The 17127-nt window shown below is 69.3% G+C and carries 19 protein-coding genes and 1 pseudogene; 7 read left to right on the plus strand and 13 right to left on the minus strand.

Annotation, left to right across the window (positions count from 1 at the left end):
* Window positions 1-7: 7 nt before the first annotated feature.
* Window positions 8-637, minus strand: a complete 630-nt coding sequence (locus DPR14_RS26285; RefSeq protein ID WP_158047781.1) for a LysE family transporter — start codon at window positions 635-637, stop codon at window positions 8-10.
* A gap of 94 nt (window positions 638-731) precedes the next feature.
* Between DPR14_RS26285 and DPR14_RS27630 the strand changes: the two genes are divergently transcribed.
* Window positions 732-893 carry a hypothetical protein gene (locus DPR14_RS27630; protein ID WP_192499176.1) on the plus strand — a complete coding sequence of 54 codons (162 nt, stop codon included), beginning with the start codon at window positions 732-734 and terminating at the stop codon, window positions 891-893.
* A 136-nt stretch (window positions 894-1029) separates the two neighbouring features.
* On the opposite strand, the gene DPR14_RS26290 is transcribed toward DPR14_RS27630, so the two are convergent.
* From DPR14_RS26290 to DPR14_RS26305, 4 genes and pseudogenes are all read right to left on the minus strand, one after another.
* The gene (locus DPR14_RS26290; protein ID WP_158047782.1) at window positions 1030-1392 is read right to left on the minus strand and encodes a cyclic nucleotide-binding domain-containing protein; all 363 of its coding nucleotides are present in this window, start codon (window positions 1390-1392) and stop codon (window positions 1030-1032) included.
* Between the two features lie 126 nt (window positions 1393-1518).
* Window positions 1519-1836, minus strand: a complete 318-nt coding sequence (locus tag DPR14_RS26295) for a BrnA antitoxin family protein (protein ID WP_158047783.1) — start codon at window positions 1834-1836, stop codon at window positions 1519-1521.
* Window positions 1778-2080: a BrnT family toxin gene (locus DPR14_RS26300; RefSeq protein ID WP_158048360.1), complete on the minus strand. Its 303-nt coding sequence runs from the start codon at window positions 2078-2080 to the stop codon at window positions 1778-1780. The genes DPR14_RS26295 and DPR14_RS26300 overlap by 59 nt, the downstream gene beginning before the upstream one ends.
* Window positions 2081-2141: 61 nt before the next feature.
* Window positions 2142-3664: pseudogene (locus tag DPR14_RS26305) on the minus strand (YifB family Mg chelatase-like AAA ATPase).
* Window positions 3665-3945: 281 nt separating this feature from the next.
* On the opposite strand from DPR14_RS26305, the gene DPR14_RS26310 reads away from it, so the two are divergent.
* A complete protein-coding gene (locus DPR14_RS26310; RefSeq protein ID WP_158047784.1) occupies window positions 3946-5253 on the plus strand; it encodes a hypothetical protein in 1308 nt (435 codons plus the stop codon).
* Between the two features lie 22 nt (window positions 5254-5275).
* Window positions 5276-6022: a creatininase family protein gene (locus DPR14_RS26315; protein WP_158047785.1), complete on the plus strand. Its 747-nt coding sequence runs from the start codon at window positions 5276-5278 to the stop codon at window positions 6020-6022.
* 76 nt (window positions 6023-6098) lie between these two features.
* Here DPR14_RS26315 and gshB read toward each other — a convergent pair whose 3' ends face one another.
* From gshB to rsmI, 4 genes are all read right to left on the minus strand, one after another.
* The gene (gshB, locus tag DPR14_RS26320) at window positions 6099-7064 is read right to left on the minus strand and encodes a glutathione synthase (protein WP_158047786.1); all 966 of its coding nucleotides are present in this window, start codon (window positions 7062-7064) and stop codon (window positions 6099-6101) included.
* Window positions 7065-7113: 49 nt separating this feature from the next.
* Complete coding sequence (locus DPR14_RS26325; RefSeq protein ID WP_158047787.1) at window positions 7114-7947, minus strand: SirB1 family protein; 834 nt, start codon at window positions 7945-7947, stop codon at window positions 7114-7116.
* Window positions 7948-8107: 160 nt separating this feature from the next.
* Complete coding sequence (locus DPR14_RS26330) at window positions 8108-8512, minus strand: YraN family protein (protein ID WP_158047788.1); 405 nt, start codon at window positions 8510-8512, stop codon at window positions 8108-8110.
* The gene (gene rsmI, locus DPR14_RS26335) at window positions 8502-9452 is read right to left on the minus strand and encodes a 16S rRNA (cytidine(1402)-2'-O)-methyltransferase (protein ID WP_192499177.1); all 951 of its coding nucleotides are present in this window, start codon (window positions 9450-9452) and stop codon (window positions 8502-8504) included. The genes DPR14_RS26330 and rsmI overlap by 11 nt, the downstream gene beginning before the upstream one ends.
* On the opposite strand from rsmI, the gene DPR14_RS26340 reads away from it, so the two are divergent.
* Window positions 9446-10645 carry a penicillin-binding protein activator gene (locus DPR14_RS26340; protein ID WP_246148629.1) on the plus strand — a complete coding sequence of 400 codons (1200 nt, stop codon included), beginning with the start codon at window positions 9446-9448 and terminating at the stop codon, window positions 10643-10645. The two genes, rsmI and DPR14_RS26340, sit on opposite strands and share 7 nt — an antisense overlap.
* 715 nt (window positions 10646-11360) lie before the next feature.
* A complete protein-coding gene (locus DPR14_RS26345) occupies window positions 11361-11627 on the plus strand; it encodes a type II toxin-antitoxin system RelB/DinJ family antitoxin (RefSeq protein WP_158047789.1) in 267 nt (88 codons plus the stop codon).
* A gap of 57 nt (window positions 11628-11684) precedes the next feature.
* Here DPR14_RS26345 and hemW read toward each other — a convergent pair whose 3' ends face one another.
* Genes hemW through rph form a run of 3 tightly spaced genes read right to left on the minus strand, consistent with a single transcriptional unit; the run spans window position 11685 to window position 14226 of the window.
* Window positions 11685-12857, minus strand: coding sequence for a radical SAM family heme chaperone HemW (gene hemW, locus DPR14_RS26350; protein WP_158047790.1), 1173 nt, complete (start codon window positions 12855-12857; stop codon window positions 11685-11687).
* 11 nt (window positions 12858-12868) lie between these two features.
* Window positions 12869-13462, minus strand: coding sequence for an RdgB/HAM1 family non-canonical purine NTP pyrophosphatase (rdgB, locus tag DPR14_RS26355; RefSeq protein ID WP_158047791.1), 594 nt, complete (start codon window positions 13460-13462; stop codon window positions 12869-12871).
* 44 nt (window positions 13463-13506) lie between these two features.
* Entirely contained in the window at window positions 13507-14226 is a 720-nt protein-coding gene (gene rph, locus DPR14_RS26360; protein WP_158047792.1) for a ribonuclease PH, read from the minus strand.
* A 219-nt stretch (window positions 14227-14445) separates the two neighbouring features.
* Between rph and hrcA the strand changes: the two genes are divergently transcribed.
* Together hrcA and grpE are read left to right on the plus strand one after the other, a co-directional pair.
* Window positions 14446-15480, plus strand: a complete 1035-nt coding sequence (gene hrcA / locus DPR14_RS26365; protein WP_158047793.1) for a heat-inducible transcriptional repressor HrcA — start codon at window positions 14446-14448, stop codon at window positions 15478-15480.
* A gap of 70 nt (window positions 15481-15550) precedes the next feature.
* Window positions 15551-16186 (plus strand): nucleotide exchange factor GrpE, encoded by a 636-nt coding sequence (grpE, locus tag DPR14_RS26370; RefSeq protein WP_158047794.1) that lies wholly within the window; start codon window positions 15551-15553, stop codon window positions 16184-16186.
* Between the two features lie 164 nt (window positions 16187-16350).
* Here the strand turns inward: grpE and DPR14_RS26375 are convergent, their stop codons facing one another.
* Entirely contained in the window at window positions 16351-17091 is a 741-nt protein-coding gene (locus DPR14_RS26375) for an SDR family NAD(P)-dependent oxidoreductase (protein ID WP_158047795.1), read from the minus strand.
* Window positions 17092-17127 lie beyond the last annotated feature (36 nt).

A 17127-nucleotide genomic window follows, 5' to 3' on the forward strand; every position in this document is an offset into this window, starting at 1 on the left:
GGTTGCGTCAGTTCGAGACGAGCAGGCGCAGCCCCAGGCCGGCGAGGACGACGCCCAGCGTCGCCTCCAGCCCCCGGCGCAGGCGGCGGTACGCGGCGGTCACCGCATCGGCGGACAGGGCCACCGCCAGCATGGTGTGCCAGCCCAGCGACAGCAGGACGGCGCCCGCCACCGCGATCACGCCGATGGAGGCGGGCGTCTCCGGCGTCAGGAACACGCTGGTCAGCGAAACCCAGAAGACGCCGGCCTTCGGGTTCAGCAGCATCAGCCCGAACCCCCGCGCGACGCCGCCGCCGGCGGTGGCGGGGGAGGGCGCCGCCGCCGGTCCGGCGTCCGTTTCGTTGCGGCGAAGCGCCGCCCGGATCGACAGGAACGCCAGGTAGAGCAGGAACATCCCGCCGCCCACCCGCAGGCCGGTGCCGATCCAGGGGTGCCTGGCCGCCAGCAGGGCCACGCCGAACACGGCGGCGAACCCCCACACCGCTTCGCCGATCGCCATCCCGAACGCCACCTTGACCGCGGCGGCGCGCCCCCGTTGCAGGGCGGTCCCCAGCAGCACGGCGAAGTTCGGGCCGGGGCTTATCAGGGCCAGCGCGAAGGCCGCCCAGAAAGCGGCGAGCAGGGAGGCGGCAACCATGAATCCTTCTCCGGAAGAGCATTCAGCGGAAGCGCGGCGGGAACCGGCGGGGACCCGGCCCGGTTCTAACGTCGAGCAACCGGAGACCTATGACATGACGACCGGAAAAGACAAGGACCAGACGCGGCAGAACCCGGCGGGCGAGAACCAGGACCCCAACCGGAAGGCCCCGGCCGACCATCCCTCGGGCCCGCCGACCAGCGGCGCCCCCGGCAATACGGGCACCGACAACAGCCTGAACACGACGTCGGCCTGACCGGGCAATGAATTCATTGGAACGCCGACGCCCTGCATCGACGCCCCGGCCATGATGTCGGCGTCGGCCTTCGGCCGAGGCCGACCTACGGCCAGGTGACGGTTTCATCAGCCGACATTGCCAAACGCCGCTGGCCTCAGACCTGCGGTTCGGAGTCCTTCGCCGACCTGCGCAGATTGTTGATCAGCACATTGATCAGCTGCACCACCAGCGGGTCGGCCCGGTTGATCGCCTGCCGCAGCACGCTGGCCGGCATCTCCAGCAACTGGGTCTCGCTGGCGGCGCTGGCGTTCGCCATGCGCGGCTGGCGGTCCAGGATCGCCATCTCGCCGAACAGCCCGCCGGTCTCCACATCGCCGATGACCTTCCGGTTCGCCTCGTCCCCGACCCAGATGATCACCGAGCCGCGCTCGACCAGATAGAGGAAGTTGCCGGGGTCGCCCTTCCTGAAGATCACCTCGCCGGGGGAATACTGCTTGTGCTGGAAGGTCGCGGCCATGGGGAGCTTCCGTCGCGGTTCGTATACTGATTAGGCATCACAGCGACTGTGCAACACCATCTTCCCCGGTGCAAGCCGTGTGGATCGGCGGCGGTCGAACGCCGATCATCCGCCGATTTTCGCCGGTCAGGCGCGCCTCTTTCGTCGTTCATGTTCCATGTATGCCCGCAAGACCGCATTCATCCGTGTCTGGTAACCCGCTCCTTCCGACTTGAAGAAGTCGAGCACATCCCTGTCGAGCCGGATGTTGATGGCCGCCTTGCCGGGGGGAGCGACGAATCGGGCTTGGTCGAACCACGCCTCGTCCACCAGCGGCGCCGCATCCGGGTCATCGCGCACCGCGGCCTCGATATCCCGGTCGGTCAAGGCATCGAACCCGCTCCAATCAGCCTTCGCTGATTTCAGACCGGCGCGCGAGCGCCTGACGATATGATCGCTGCTCATCCCTGTCCGCCTTCCTGGCCGAAATGATCCCGCGCCTGCCGTTGCGCCATGTATAGGCGACGAAAACCGCACGTCCCTCGATTTCGCCGATCGCGCAGATCCGCTCCTCGCCGTAATCGGTACGGCGATCGGACCACTCATAGACGAACCCGTCCCAGATCAGGAGCGCCACATCGAAACTCAGCTTGTGCTTCCGCTGGTTACTCAGATTCTTACGACTGTCCCACTCGTACTCGGCGTCCATCGCATCTCTACACCATGTATATACATTCGTGAAGTCGGCCGCAACGGTGGCCACGGGAATCCTACCGCCCCGGAACGATCCGCCGGTAGCTGAGCGCCTCCGCGATGTGCAGGCGGCGCACGGGCGTGCTCCCTTCCATGTCGGCCAGGGTGCGGGCGACGCGCAGCACGCGGTGATAGCCCCGCGCGGACAGGCGCATGCGCTCGGCGGCCTCGGTCAGCAGGGCTCGGCCGGGCTGGTCGGGGGCGGCGATCTTCTCCAGCAGTTCGCCGTCGGCCTCGGCATTGGTCTTCGGGCCGGTGCCCTCCTCGCCCGGAACGTGGAACCGCTCCGCCTGGATGGCGCGGGCGGATGCGACCCGGACGGCCACCTCGGCGCTTCCTTCCGCCGGCGGCGGCAGGCTCAGATCGGCGGCGCTGACCGGGGGACGTCCACATGGCAGTCGATCCGGTCGAACAGGGGGCCGCTGATCTTGCCCTGGTACTGGATGCCGCATTTCGGGGCCTGGGAGCAGGCCCGCGACGGGTCGTCCAGATAGCCGCAGCGGCACGGGTTCATCGCCGCGATCAGCTGGAAGCGCGCGGGATATGTCACGTGGTGGTTGGCCCGCGCGATCGTGACCCGCCCGGACTCCAGCGGCTGGCGCAGCGCCTCCAGCACCTGCCGGGGAAACTCCGGCAGCTCGTCCAGGAAGAGCACGCCCTTGTGCGCCAGGCTGATCTCCCCCGGCTTGGCCCGCGAGCCGCCGCCGACCAGGGCCGGCAGGCTGGTGCCCTGGTGCGGTTCCCGGAACTGCCTGTTGCGCAGCATCCTGCCGCCCTGGAGATGCCCGGCGACGCTGTGGATCATCGAGACCTCCAGCGCCTCCCTCGGCTCCAGCGGCGGCAGGATGCCGGGCAGGCAGGAGGCCAGCATGGACTTGCCCGATCCCGGCGGGCCGACCATCAGCAGGTTGTGGTTTCCCGACGCCGCCACTTCCAAGGCGCGCTTGGCGGTCTCCTGGCCCTTCACGTCGCGCAGGTCGCGCATGCTGGTGGAGATTTCCTCCATGTGCGGGCGGGACGGGGCCAGCACCTGGGTTCCCTTGAAGTGGTTGATCAGCGACAGCAGGGACGGGGCCGCCAGCACCTCCAGCCCCTTGGCCCAGGCGGCCTCGCTGCCGCAGGCGGCGGGGCAGATCAGGCCGCGTTCCTGCTGGAGCGCCCCGATCGCCGCCGGCAGCACGCCCGCGACGGCGGTCAGGCTGCCGTCGAGCGCCAGCTCGCCCAGCGCGGTGTAGCCGGCGATCTCCTCCACCGGCAGGACGCCCATGGCGGCGAGCAGCCCCAGGGCGATCGGCAGGTCGTAGTGGCTGCCCTCCTTCTGCACGTCGGCCGGCGCCATGTTGACGGTGATGCGCTTGGGCGGCAGCGACAGGCCCAGCGCCTGGAAGGCGCCGCGCACCCGTTCCCGGCTCTCGCCGACCGCCTTGTCCGGCAGGCCCACGACGGTGAAGGCGACCACGCCGCCGGAGACCTGGACCTGCACATCGATGTTCAGGACCTCGATGCCCTGGAATGCAACCGTATTGACCCGCGCAACCAACGTGACGCCCTCCGACTGCCGACGCACGCGACTGTATGGGGTTGGCGTGCACCTTGCCAGCATCGTCACGGGATCGGGGCGGCGTTCTCCTCCGGTCGGATTGCCGCAGGCTTGCCGGACAGGCAACATATCCGCCCGCCGCGCCTTCAATCCCCATATGAGGGCTTCGCCGCGGGACGAATCGCATTTGTCGGAACCTGGCAGCGTGGTAAGAGGCGACGGTACCGGTCCGGGACGGCGGACCGGCCGATCTGACGACATTCGGGGATGGCAGGCTGGCGATGCGGAACTTGACTTCGGAAGGGCAGGCGAGGATCGCCGAGATCGCCCAGCGCCACGGCATCAGCACCGACGGCGCGATGACCATGCTGGACGCGCTGGTGCGCGGCGGCGGCACCATGGCCCAGTTCAGCCATCCCGACTTCGGCGGCTCGGGCCAGTGGATGATGGGCGGCATGACCATGGTCAGCGACCTGTTCAACAACGCGCTGAAGGCCCGGGTCGACAATATCTGCATCGAGCTGTCCAACCTGCTGGCCAACGACCAGGGGTGGCTGTGGGAGCCGGCGCCGCCCCAATTCCAGTCATCCCAACCCTCTTCGAGCCTGTCCGGATCGTACGGCGGGTGGAATTCCGGGTCCTGGTGGCCGGCCGAACTGGGCCAACCGAACTCCAGCGGCGGCCAGAACGACATCCGCTACGCCTATTTCGGCCACGCGAACCGCCTGGCGGTCGATATCGCCGGGACGGTGACGGTCTACGATACCGGCGACCACATGATTTCCGGCGTGTCGCAGCAGCAGGGGAACGGCTGGACCGTGACCTTCACCAGCCAGTACGGCACGGTCCCGGTCAGCAGCCTGCGCGTCGTCGGCGGGGCCGGGGAGCAGCCCGTTCCGTCACCCACGCCCACTTTCCCGGAGCCGTCCCCCATGCCGGCACCGTCCCCCATGCCGGCGGCATCGCCCGCCGCCTCGGGAGGCGCCGCGCTGGAGCAGGATTATCTGTCGGGCAGCACCTGGACCTTCGGCCCGGCCGGCGGCGAGCCGTTCGGCATCGTCACCCTGTCGCCCGAAGGGGGCATCGCGGGGGATGTCGATCCGCGGGCGCGGTTCTGGTCCGTCGAGAACGGCGTGCTGAGCTTCTACGATGCCGATGGCCGCACCTCGGTGCGCTTTTCAGCCCTCGCGCCGGAGGGTGGCGCCACGGTGATCAGGGGCGACGATCCGTCCGTTCCCGGTGACGGCTATGTCCTGCGCAGTCCCGGCGTGCCGGAGGTGCAGCCGTCGCCGGCCTCCGCGCCCGGCACCCTGCCGATCCCGGTCGATCTCAGCGCCGGGGATTGGGCGCTGGAGGATGCTTCCGGCCAGACCCTCGCGACGCTCCGCCTGATGCGGGACCAGTCGATCGCGGGCGGCCGCCCGACCGAGACGCGCTGGCGGACCGATGGCGACACGCTCGTCCTGCTCCACGGCAGCGGCCGGCCGACCGCCCGGTTCGACACGTTCCAGTTCCGCGCCGGGCGGTGGTCGCTGACCGGCTCGCTCCAGAGCGATCCGGGCGTGTCCCTGACCCTCCGCCAAACCTGACCCGAAACGATCTGGATCATCCATGCGCCTTCAACTCAGCACCTGGCCCGAGGTCGAGACCTACCTGAAGACGTCGAAGGGGATCATCATTCCTATCGGCTCGACGGAACAGCACGGTCCCAACGGCCTGATCGGCACCGACGCCATCTGCGCGGAGGAGATCGCGCTGGGCGTCGGCGCCGCCGCCGGGGCGCTGGTCGGGCCGACGATCGGGGTGGGCATGGCCGTCCACCACATGGAGTTCCCCGGCACCATGACGCTGCGGCCCTCGACCCTGGTGCTGGTCATCCGGGACTATGTCACGGCGCTGGCCGAGCACGGGTTCGAACGCTTCCTGTTCATCAACGGCCATGGCGGCAACATCGCGACCGTGCGCGCCGCCTTCAACGAGGTCTACGCGGAGCTTCGGGCGGCCCGGGGCGCCTCGGCCCCGGAGGTGCGCTGCCGGGTGATCAGCTGGTGGGAGAACGAGAGCGTCTACGGCCTGAGCAAGGAGCTGTTCGGGTCGTCCGAGGGCAGCCACGCGACCCCCAGCGAGGTGTCCGTGGTGCAGTACCTCTATCCGGACCACATCAAGGGAGCGCCGCTCGATCCGCCGGTGGCGCCCAGCAGCCAGTTCTACGACGCCCGCGACTACCGCCGCCGCTTCCCCGACGGCCGGATCGGCTCCAACCCCGGGCTGTCCCGGCCGGAGCACGGCAAGCGGCTGTACGACGCCGCCGTGGCGGCTCTCGCCGACAAGTACCGGAGCTTCGTCGGCGAGGCTTGAGGAGAAGGTCGCCCAAAGCCGAACGCAGTCTTACGCAGATCGGAATCTGTGTCCATCTGCGTGCATCTGCGGACAATCAGATCGGCTTGCCCGTATGCCGCTCGTGGTGGCGGGTCTCGATTGCGTCCCACAGCCCGACTTCGAGCTGGACGCCATCCAGGCGGTTGATCTCCTGGATGCCGGTCGGCGAGGTGACGTTGATCTCGGTCAGGTAGTCGCCGATCACGTCGATCCCGACGAATACCAGCCCCTTCTCCCGCAAGGTCGGCCCGATCGCGGCGCAGATGTCGCGCTCGCGGGTGGTCAGCTTCGTCTGACGGGCGCTGCCGCCGGCGTGGAAGTTGGCCCGCGCCTCCCCGGTGACGGGGATGCGGCTGACGGCGCCGCCGGGCTCGCCGTCGATCAGGATGATCCGCTTGTCGCCCTCGCGGATCTCGGGAAGGTACTTCTGGACGATCACCGGCTCGCGGTAGAGCTGGGTGAACATCTCCAGCAGCGAACCCAGGTTCTCGTCGTCCGGCTTCAGGTGGAAGACGCCGGCCCCGCCGTTGCCGAACAGCGGCTTGACGATGATGTCCTTGAACTCGTCGCGGAAGGACAGGATCTCCGCCTTGTCGCTGGTGATAAGGGTCGGCGGCATCAGGTCGGGAAAATGGGTGACGAACAGCTTCTCCGGCGCGTTGCGCACATGGACCGGGTCGTTGATGACCAGCGTGTCGGTCTGGATATGCTCCAGCAGGTGGGTCGCCGTGATGTAGGCCATGTCGAACGGCGGGTCCTGGCGCATCAGCACCACGTCCATGGTCGCCAGGTCCAGCACCTGCTCCCCGCCGAAGGTGAAGTGGTTGCCGTACTCCCGCCGGACCTCCAGGGGGCGTACGCGCGCGTACAGGCGGCCCTGGCGGAAGCTGAGATGCTGCGGCAGGTAGTGGAACAGCGCATGGCCGCGGCGCTGCGCTTCCAGGGCCATCATGAAGCTGCTGTCGGCATCGATGTTGATGCCTTCGATCGGGTCCATCTGGATGGCGACGGCGAGACTCATCGGGGGCTCCGCGGCGGAACGTTTTGAAGTTGGATCGGCTGGGGATGGATCAATTGAGGCGTGTCTTGAGTTGCTGGATCAGCAGCGCGGTCTGGTGGCGGAGGAGATCGTTGCCGCCCAGCTCCATGAAGGTCTCCAGCGCGCCCACCGCCGCCGCCAGGTTCCCGGCATGGGCGTTCAGCAGGCCGGATTCACGCCACAGCGTGGCCTCGTTGGGAGCGAACAGCAGCATGCCGTCCAGCACCTCGACCGCCTTGTCCACCCGGTCGGCCTTCAGGAACCGGAGCTTCAGGTTGTTCTGCAGGCGAAGCAGGATGTCCCGGTTGCCCACCGTCGCGTAATATTCCGGGGTCAGCTCGGCATCGGCCCCGGCCGCGATCTTCAGCAGGTCGCGCAGTTCCATGACGCTACGGGCCTGTCCCTGGTTGAACGGGTCGATGATGATCCGCTCGCCCGCATATTCCAGCCGCACCAGGAAATGGCCGGGAAAGTTCAGGCCGAAGATGCTCCAGCCCTGGGCGCGGGCCGACTGGATGAACAGGATGCCGAGCGCGACCGGCAAGCCCTTCTTCCGGTCGATCACCCGCATCATGTTGGCGTTCTGGATGTCGTCGTAGGTCAGCGTGTCGCCCTCGTAGCCGTGCCGGGCGACCAGCACGTCCTGAAGGGCGGCGACCCGCGCTTCCAGGCTGTCCTCCTCGGGAGGGTTCAGCTCCGCGACCTCGCGGGCCAGCAGCGACAGGTGATCCCGATAGCGGTCCAGCTCCGTTTCGGGCTGTTCCAGGGCGGCCAGGGCGAGCGCCGCCTCGGCCAGATCGATTTCCTCGTCCTGTTGGGTCCCGACGCGGCGCAGGACGTCCTTGGCTTCCAGTCGGCTGATCACGGCTCTTCTTCTCATGGCGTCCGGGAACGGCGAGCGATGGCCGCGGCCATGGCGAAGACGGCGGCCAGGGCGGACATAGAGCATAAACCATGCAAGGGAACAACCCACCTGTCCGGCCACCTGTCCGGCCACCAGCCCGCTTCCCGGCACCGGAAACCCCTCATGCGCCCTCCCGCCAGGCGTCGGTCACGTGGCGCGGCCACCGGCCGGGAACGACCATCATCACGTCGAAGCGGATCGCCAGCCCGTTGAGGGCGGGGTTGCGGGCGACGAAGGCCAGGGCCGCGCGTTCCAGCCTCCGGCGCTGGCGCGGCGTGACGGCGGCGCCCGCCGCGTACAGGGAGCCGCGGGCCTTGACCTCGACGATGGCGACGGTGCCGCCGCGCCGGGCGACGATGTCGATCTCGCCCTGGGGACAGCGCCAGCCGCGCGCCAGGATGCGGTAGCCCTTCAGCCGCAGGGCCAGGCGGCACAGCGCTTCCGACCAGCGGCCGCGGCGCCATGCGGCCAGCCGAACCGGGTTCGCGGCGCTCTTCGAGGTGCCTTTCGAAGGGTCAGCCGCCATCGTCCTCTCCCTCCGGGGGCGGCTCGGCGGGACCGTTGCGGGACAGCTCCAGGGCACGGGCATAGACCTGGCGGCGCGGCCAGCCGGTTTGGGCCGCCACCTCCGAGGCCGCGTCGCGCACGCTCATGCGCTCCATCGCCACGGCCAGCGCCCGGTCCACCGAGGATTCGTCGGCGGCGCCGGCGCCTTCCTCCGGCGGCCCGACGACGACCACGATCTCGCCCTTGGGCGGGCCGCGCTCGGCATAATGGGCCGCCAGCTCGGACAGCCGGCCGCGCCGAACCTCCTCGAACATCTTGGTCAGCTCGCGCGCCACGGCGGCCTCGCGGTCGCCCAGGACGGCTTGCAGGTCGGCCAGCGCCGCGGCCAGCCGCTCCTTGCTCTCGAAGAAGACCAGCGTCGCGCGGATGCCCGCCAGCTCGTGGGCGGCGGCGCGGCGCGCGGCCGACTTGGGCGGCAGGAACCCGGCGAACAGGAAGCGGTCGGTCGGCAGGCCCGACAGCACCAGCGCCGTCACCGGCGCGCTGGCCCCGGGCAGGGTGGTGACCGGCAGCCCGGCCGCGACGCAGTCTCGCACCAGCTTGTATCCGGGATCGGAGATCAGCGGCGTGCCGGCGTCGGAGACCAGGGCGATGGTCTCCCCCGCGCCAAGCCTTTCCAGCAGCACCGGCCGCATCTTCGCGGCGTTGTGCTCGTGGTAGGAGATCATCGGCGTGCCGATGCCGTGCGCGTTCATGAGCTTGCGGGTGACGCGGGTGTCCTCGCAGGCGATCGCGTCGGCCGCGCGCAACACCGACAGCGCCCGCAGCGTTATGTCTGCGGCATTGCCGATGGGAGTTGCGACGAGGTAGAGGCCGGGGGTCGGTTTACTTGGGCTGCCGGTCCCGCTACCTTCCCGGCTCTCGCCCGCCCCTATCGAAGTGGAGTCCGTCGGTGACACGTTTGGCGACTTTTCCAGATATCCTGAAGCCGGTATGGCTGGCGGCCGGCCTGCTGGCCCTGGCCGCCTGTGCGCCCACCGTAAGACCTGAACCACCGCAGGCGCAAGCGGAGCAAGCGCCGATCACGACGGAACCGCTGCAGCCCATCGCCCCGGTGGACCGCACCGTCAAGGTGGCGCTGCTGGTGCCCCTGACCGGCAACGCCGCGGAACTCGGCCAGGGCATGCTCGAAGCGGCGCAGATGGCGCTGTTCGATCTGGGCGACGATAGTTTGCAGCTGATCCCGCGCGACACCAAGGGCACGCCCGGCGGCGCCAGCGAGGCCGCCCGCGCCGCAATCGCCGACGGCGCCCAACTCATCCTGGGGCCGCTGTATTCATCCTCGGTAGGGGTGGTTCGGCCGGCGGTGCAGGGCGCCGGCCTCAGCATGATCTCGTTCTCCAACAACCTGAACCAGGCGGGCAGCGGCGCCTGGACGATCGGCTTCTCGCCCGAGAACCAGGTTCGCCGCGTGGTCTCCTACGCCCGGTCGCAGGGCATCAGCCGGATCGGGTCGCTGGCGCCGCGCGACGCCTACGGCGACGCCGTCAGTTCGGCGCTCAACACGGCGGCGCTGGACGTCGGCGCCCGGATCGTCCGGACCGAGCGCTACGATCCGTCGGCCACCGACCTGTCGCCGGCGGTCCAGTCGCTGGCGTCCGGCGGTCCGGGGAGCCTGGACGCCGTCATGCTGGCGGAGGGCGGTCCCAAGCTGCGCAGCGCCGCGTCGCTGCTGCCGGCCTTCCAGATCGACCCGGCCCAGGTGAGGCTGCTGGGCACCGGCATGTGGGACGACCCGACCCTGGGGAGCGAGCCGGCGCTGGTCGGCGGCTGGTACGCCGCCCCCGATCCCGCCGCGCGCCGCGATTTCGAGCAGCGATTCGAGGCGGTCTACGGCCGCCGGCCGCCGCGCCTCTCCACGCTGGCCTACGACGCGGCGGCGCTCGCCGCGGTGCTGGCCCGGAACGGTGGCCCGGCCCCGTTCGACATGATGGCTCTGACCAACCCCAACGGCTTCGCCGGGGTTGACGGCATCTTCCGCCTGCGCCCCGACGGCCTAGTCGACCGCGGCCTCGCGGTGATGGAGGTGACGCCCGACGGCAACCGGGTGATCGACCCCGCGCCCAGCAGCTTCCAGTCCCTGGGGTTCTAGGGATCAGGCCGAGACATTTGGTTCCAAGCGTTGTGCCGCGGCCCAACGCATCGCAAAACATGAAGTGAGCGAATCATTCGTACCGGCCGAAACGATTGTGGCTCGGCACAGTGGTTTCGATTGATTTACCGTAGGTCGGCCTCGGCCGAAGGCCGACGCCGACAGCATGGCCGGAGCGTTGACGTGGGGTGTCGGCGTTCGCCCTGACGGGCGAAGGCCGACCTACGGCACTCCGCTCCACCGAATATTATCAAAGACACTGTACAGGACCACTAGGCGACGATCTGTAAGCGGACGCGGCCCGCGCAGCGCCGCCCGCCCGCGAATCACGAGCCTCCCTCGGGGAAGTTGCCGGGGGCTGCCGTGCGCCCGCTCGACCAGAGCGTTGCAGCTGGCCTCCACCGGCCCCGGACGTCCTGCTGGTGTGGTGCTGCCGTAATGCCATGAGGGATTCCTTCGGACGAATGACGCGATGGCGCCGCCTTGTCCGCGCATACGAAGGGCGCTGTGACGTGCCGAACGGCATGATATTTCCCGCAATAGGGTCATCCATGCCCCGGAGACTCTCGCTCAAGCCTCTCCTGTCACGCCATGAAGCGCATCTTCGGTCCTCCCGGACGGTTCGGAAGGGCGGAGTGCTTGATCCGCCAACCACAAAGGGTCATGGTGCTGCTCGTAGCTACAACGTAGCCCGATGATTTGAAAAGGTGTTGCCATGGCTGCAACCGAGGTCGTCCGCGCTCGAATCGACGCCGATCTGAAGAGGGAAGCCAGTGCCGTCCTCTCCGAGATGGGGCTCTCCGTGTCCGACGCGATCCGGCTGATGTTGGTGCGCATCGCTGCCGATCGGGCCTTGCCCTTCGAGATCCGCGTACCGAACGACAAGACGCAGGCCGCGCTGCGAGCGGCGCGGCAGGGCGAGGTTACGCAGTTCGACGATGTCGCGGCCCTGATGGCGGACCTCAACGACCGCGACGAGTGACCGGTCAGGCGGCATCCCGAACCGCGCCCGCCCGCCTCTCGCCCGGAATCCGGGGCTTCACGCCGGCAGGAGCCGGGCGAGCAGGGCGTTCAGGCGCTGGCGGCCCGCCGGGGTGGCGCGCAGGCGGGTCGGAGTCAGCTCCACGAAGCCGCCCGCCACCATCCGCTCCAGCCCGGCGGGATCGAGCGCCCGGTCCACCGTCAGGCCGGTCTCCTCCCGGAGCCGGGCGAGCGGCACTCCCTCGGTCAGGCGCAGGCCCATCATCAGCATCTCTACCAGCCGCTCGCCCGGCGCCACCTCCTCGGTCGCGTGGCCGCCGTGGCCGTTGCGGTCCACCAGGTCCAGCCAGGCCTCCGGCGCGCGGTGGGCGCGAGTCGCGTATTTGGCGCCGTCCAGGGTGAGCCGGCCATGGGCGCCGGGACCCACGCCGACATAGTCGCCATAGCGCCAATAGGTCAGGTTGTGGCGCGATTCCTCGCCCGGCCGGGCATGGTTGGAGATCTCGTAGGCCGGCAGGCCGGCGCCTTCCAGCAGCGCCTGGGTCGCCTCGTACAGGTCGCCGGCCAGCTCGTCGTCCGGCAGGGCGAAGGCGCCTCGATTGTACAGGGTGTGGAAGCGCGTCCCTTCCTCGATCGTCAGCTGATAGACCGACAGGTGCCCGACCGCGTGGTCCAGCGCCCGGCGCAGCTCCCCCTCCCACGCCGCGACCGACTGGTCCGGGCGGGCATAGATCAGGTCGAACGAGAAGCGGTCGAAGTGGCGCGCGGCGAGGCCGATGGCGCCCAGCGCCTCCGAAGCGCTGTGGGCGCGGCCCAGGAACTTCAGCGACTCGTCGTCGAGCGCCTGGATGCCCAGCGACACCCGGTTGACCCCGGCCGCCCGGAACCCCTCGAAGCGGGTCGCCTCGACCGAGGTCGGATTGGCCTCCAGCGTGATCTCCAGGCCGGGGACGGTGTTCCAGCGCGCGCCCACCCGATCGATCACGGCGGCGACGGTGGCCGGCTCCATCAGCGACGGCGTGCCGCCGCCGAAGAAGATCGAGGTCACCGTCCGGCCCGCCGTCAGGCCGGCGTAGTGGTCCAGCTCCCTCAGCAGCGCCGCCCGCCAGCGGGCGTGGTCCACCCCGTCCCGGACATGGCTGTTGAAGTCGCAGTAGGGGCACTTGGCCAGGCAGAACGGCCAATGGACATAGATGCCGAAACCGGGTTCCGATCCGTCCCGGGAACTCATTTCAAGGTCCTTCAACCGAAACACCGCTCCACGAGCTGGCGGAAGGCATCGGCGCGGTGGCTGATCCGGTGCTTCTCGTCCGGGTCCATCTCGCCGAAGGTGACGTCGTAACCGTCGGGCACGAACATCGGGTCGTAGCCGAAGCCGTTCGCCCCGCGCGGCGGCCAGGCCAGCGTGCCGTAGACCCGGCCCTCGACCGACTCGCAATGCCCGTCGGGCCAGGCCAGCGTCAGCGCGCTGACGAAATAGGCCGCGCGGTCGCCGTCCGCCAGCTCGCGCCGGACCCGCTCCATGGCGACGGCGAAGTCCTTGTCCGGCCCGGCCCAGCGCGCGGAATAGATGCCCGGCTGCCCGCCGATCGCCGGCACCACCAGCCCGCTGTCGTCGGACAGCGCGATCAGCCCGCTGGCGGTGGCGGCGGCCCTTGCCTTCAGCTCGGCGTTGGCGACGAAGCTGTCGCCGGTCTCCTCCGGCTCGGGCAGGTCGAGTTCCGCCGCCGAGCGGAACCGGGCCACGTAGGGGCCGAGCAGCGCCGATATCTCGCGCACCTTCCCCTTGTTGTGGCTGGCGACCACCAGCGTGTCGCCGTCGAACTTCCTGGTCATCGGGATTCCTGGATGTTACGGGCCCTGAATAATGCGAATCATGCTCACGACAGGCCGAGGGCGGCCTTCTGAAGCAGGGTCAGCTCGGCGACGCCCTTCTGGGCCAGCGCCAGCAGCTCCATGAACTGGTCCTGGCTGAACGGCTTCTCCTCCGCGGTGCCCTGCACCTCGACGATGCCGCCGCTGCCGGTCAGCACGAAGTTGGTGTCGGCCTGGGCGGTCGAATCCTCGGCATAGTCCAGGTCCAGCACGGCCACGCCGTTATAGATCCCGGCCGAGATGCCGGCCACCGAGTCGGTCATCGGGACCGATTTCAGCTTGCCGATCTCCACCAGATGCCTGAACGCGAGGTAGAGCGCCACGTAGCTGCCGGTGATCGCCGCCGTGCGGGTGCCGCCGTCGGCCTGGATCACGTCGCAGTCGACCTTGATCTGGGTCTCGCCCATGCCGGAGCGGTTGGTGACCGCGCGGAGCGAGCGGCCGATCAGGCGCTGGATCTCCTGCGTGCGGCCGGACTGCCGGCCCTTGGCTGCCTCGCGGTCGGTGCGGCTGCCGGTGGAGCGCGGCAGCATGCCGTATTCGGCGGTGACCCAGCCCAACCCGGTGTTGCGCAGGAACGGCGGGACCCGCTCGTCCACGCTGGCGGTGCACAGCACATGGGTGTCGCCGAACCTGACGAGGCAGGAACCCTCGGCATATTTCGAGAAGCCCGGTTCCAGGCTGATCTGACGCAGGGCGTCGGGAAGGCGGCCGGAAGGGCGCATGATGCTGTGTCCCGTGAATAGGTGTGGATGCGGAGGGGCAAGCTAGCCGCTCGCCGGCCCCCCGTCCAGTGCGGTCCGGCCCGGCACCGGACAAGGACCGGCGGGGCGCCCCGGTTGATTCGCGGCAAGGCCCTGACTACATTGCAGGTCCGGCCAGGACGGCCGGGAGCAACCGGCTGGGAGGCCGCACATCGTGCCGTCAGCGTCGTCGAAGCTCATATGATCAGCGAACTGAACCAGCGCTCGCGAGACATCTTCCGCACCATCGTCGATGCCTACGTGGAAACGGGCGAGCCGATCGGCTCCCGCACCATCTCGCGCCGGCTCGGCATTTCCCTGTCGCCGGCGACGATCCGCAACGTCATGGCCGACCTGGAAGACTTAGGCCTGCTCTACGCGCCGCACACGTCGGCCGGCCGCCTGCCGACCGAGGCGGGCCTGCGCCTGTTCGTCCACGGCCTGCTGGAACTAGGCCGGCTGTCCGACCAGGAGCGGGAAAGCATCGACGCCAAATGTGCGACATCGGGCCGCAGCCTGCCCGACGTGCTGGCCGAGGCGTCGTCCATGCTGTCGGGCCTGTCCAGCTGCGCCGGGCTGGTGCTGGCGCCCAAGACCGACCGGGCGCTGAAGCATATCGAGTTCGTCAACTTGGCGCCCGGCCGGGCGCTGGTGGTCCTGGTGACGGAGGACGGGCTGGTCGAGAACCGGGTGGTCGAGGTGCCGCTGGGGATGCCGGCCTCGACCCTCCAGACGGCGTCCAACTACCTCAACGCCCGGCTGATCGGCCGCACCCTGGACGAGGCCAAGACCGCCGTGGTGCGGGAGATCGACGAGCAGCGCACCCAGCTGGACGAGCTGTCGTCGCGGGTGGTGGAAGCCGGGCTGGCGACCTGGGCCGGCTCCGGATCGACCGGCCACCTGATCGTGCGCGGCCAGGCGAAACTGCTTGACGACGTGACCGCGCTTTCCGATCTGGAGCGCATCCGCGCCCTGTTCGAGGCGCTGGAGACCAAGGAGGCGATGCTGCGCCTGCTCGACGCCGCCAACAAGGCGGAGGGCGTGCAGATCTTCATCGGCGCCGAGAACACCCTGTTCAGCCATGCCGGCTGTTCGATGATCATCGCCCCCTACCAGGACAGCCGCGAGCAGATCGTCGGCGCGATCGGCGTGATCGGTCCGACCCGGATCAATTACGCGCGGATCATCCCCATGGTGGATTATACCGCCAAGGTGATCGGCCGCCTGCTCGGCTGACCGCCCGGCTTCCGGAGTTCCCCGGAATTCATCGCAACCCATTCATCGAGCCACGAACCGAGTATTTGCCATGAACGAAACCCAGAAGAAGCCCAACGAGGCCGACACCGACACGGCCCCCGCCCCCGAAGCTCCCGAAACGGTTGCGGCGCCCGGCGAGGAAGCCGCCGGTTCGGACGGCCAGGGCGACACCCAGGGCGGAGATCGGGTTGCGGCGCTGGAGGCCGAGGTCGCCGGCCTCAAGGACCAGCTCCTCCGGACCCTGGCCGAGACCGAGAACATCCGCCGCCGCGCCCAGCGCGAGCGCGAGGACACCGCCAAGTACGCGGTCAGCAGCTTCGCCAAGGAACTGCTGGCGGTCGCCGACAACCTGCGCCGGGCGGTCGACGCCGTTCCGGCCGATCAGCGCGAGCAGGACGAGGTGATGAAGAACCTGCTGGTCGGCATCGAGGCGACCGAGCGCCAGCTCCACGCCGCGTTCGACCGCGGCGGCATCAAGAAGATGGAAGCCCTGGGCGAGCAGTTCGATCCCAACTTCCACCAGGTGGTGTTCGAGGTCGAGGCCACCGGCAAGCCCGGCGGCACAATCGTCCAAGTGCTCCAGGACGGCTACACCATCCACGGCCGCCTGCTGCGCGAAGCCATGGTCGGCGCCGCCAAGCGCGGGGCCGACGAGCCGGTAAGCCGGGTCGACACCCAGGCCTGACCGGCTTCCGTCCAGTGGTCCGGCACAACGATACGGTCGGCTCTCCGTAGGTCGGCCTCGGCCGAAGGCCGACGCCGACACCTTGGCCGGAGCGCCGATGCAGGGCGTCGGCGTTCGCCCTGACGGGCGAAGGCCGACCTACCGCTTTCGATTTCCGAGTCCCCTCAGGATATCAGATAGCCGCCGTCCACCGGCAGCACCGTGCCGGTGATGAAGGCGGCCGCCGGGGAGCACAGGAAGACCACCGCCCCGGTCAGGTCCTGCGGCGTGCCCCAGCGCTTCATGGGGGTGCGGGACAGGATCGCCTCCGACCGGGCGGGGTCTTCCTGAAGGCCCTGGGTCAGAGCGGTCGCGATCCAGCCCGGCGCTATGGCGTTGACCCGGATGCCATCCATGGCCCAGGCGATCGCCAGGCTCTTGGTCAGCTGCGCGATGCCGCCCTTGCTGGCGCTGTAGGCCGGCACCAGCCCCCCGCCGAAGAAGCTCAGCATCGAGGCGAGGTTCACGATGCTGCCGCCCTGCCGGGCCAGCAGCGGACGGCAGGCGGTGCACAGGCGCATGGTGCCGGTCAGGTTGACGTCCACCACCCGCTCGAAACCGTCGAGGTCGAATTCCGCGCCGCGCCGGATGATGCCGGCCGCGTTCACCAGGATGTCCAGCCGGTCCAGTCCCTTGGCGAGGCGCTCGACCGCCTGCGCGTCGGTCACGTCCAGGTCCACGGTCTGGATCGGTCCGGTCGGGTCGGGCACCGCGTCCGCCATCGGCAGGCCGGCGGCGACCACATGGCAGCCGGCATCGGCCAGCCCGGCCGCGATGGCGGCGCCGATCCCGCTGGTCCCTCCGGTCACCAGCGCGCGGCGGCCGGAGATGTCGAAAGCCGAGATTGCAGGCGTTTGGTCGGTCATCTTGGCGTTGATCCTCCGTCCCTGATCGGTTCTTCG

Origin of the sequence: Skermanella pratensis, from assembly GCF_008843145.1 — a bacterium.
Lineage (GTDB): Bacteria > Pseudomonadota > Alphaproteobacteria > Azospirillales > Azospirillaceae > Skermanella > Skermanella pratensis.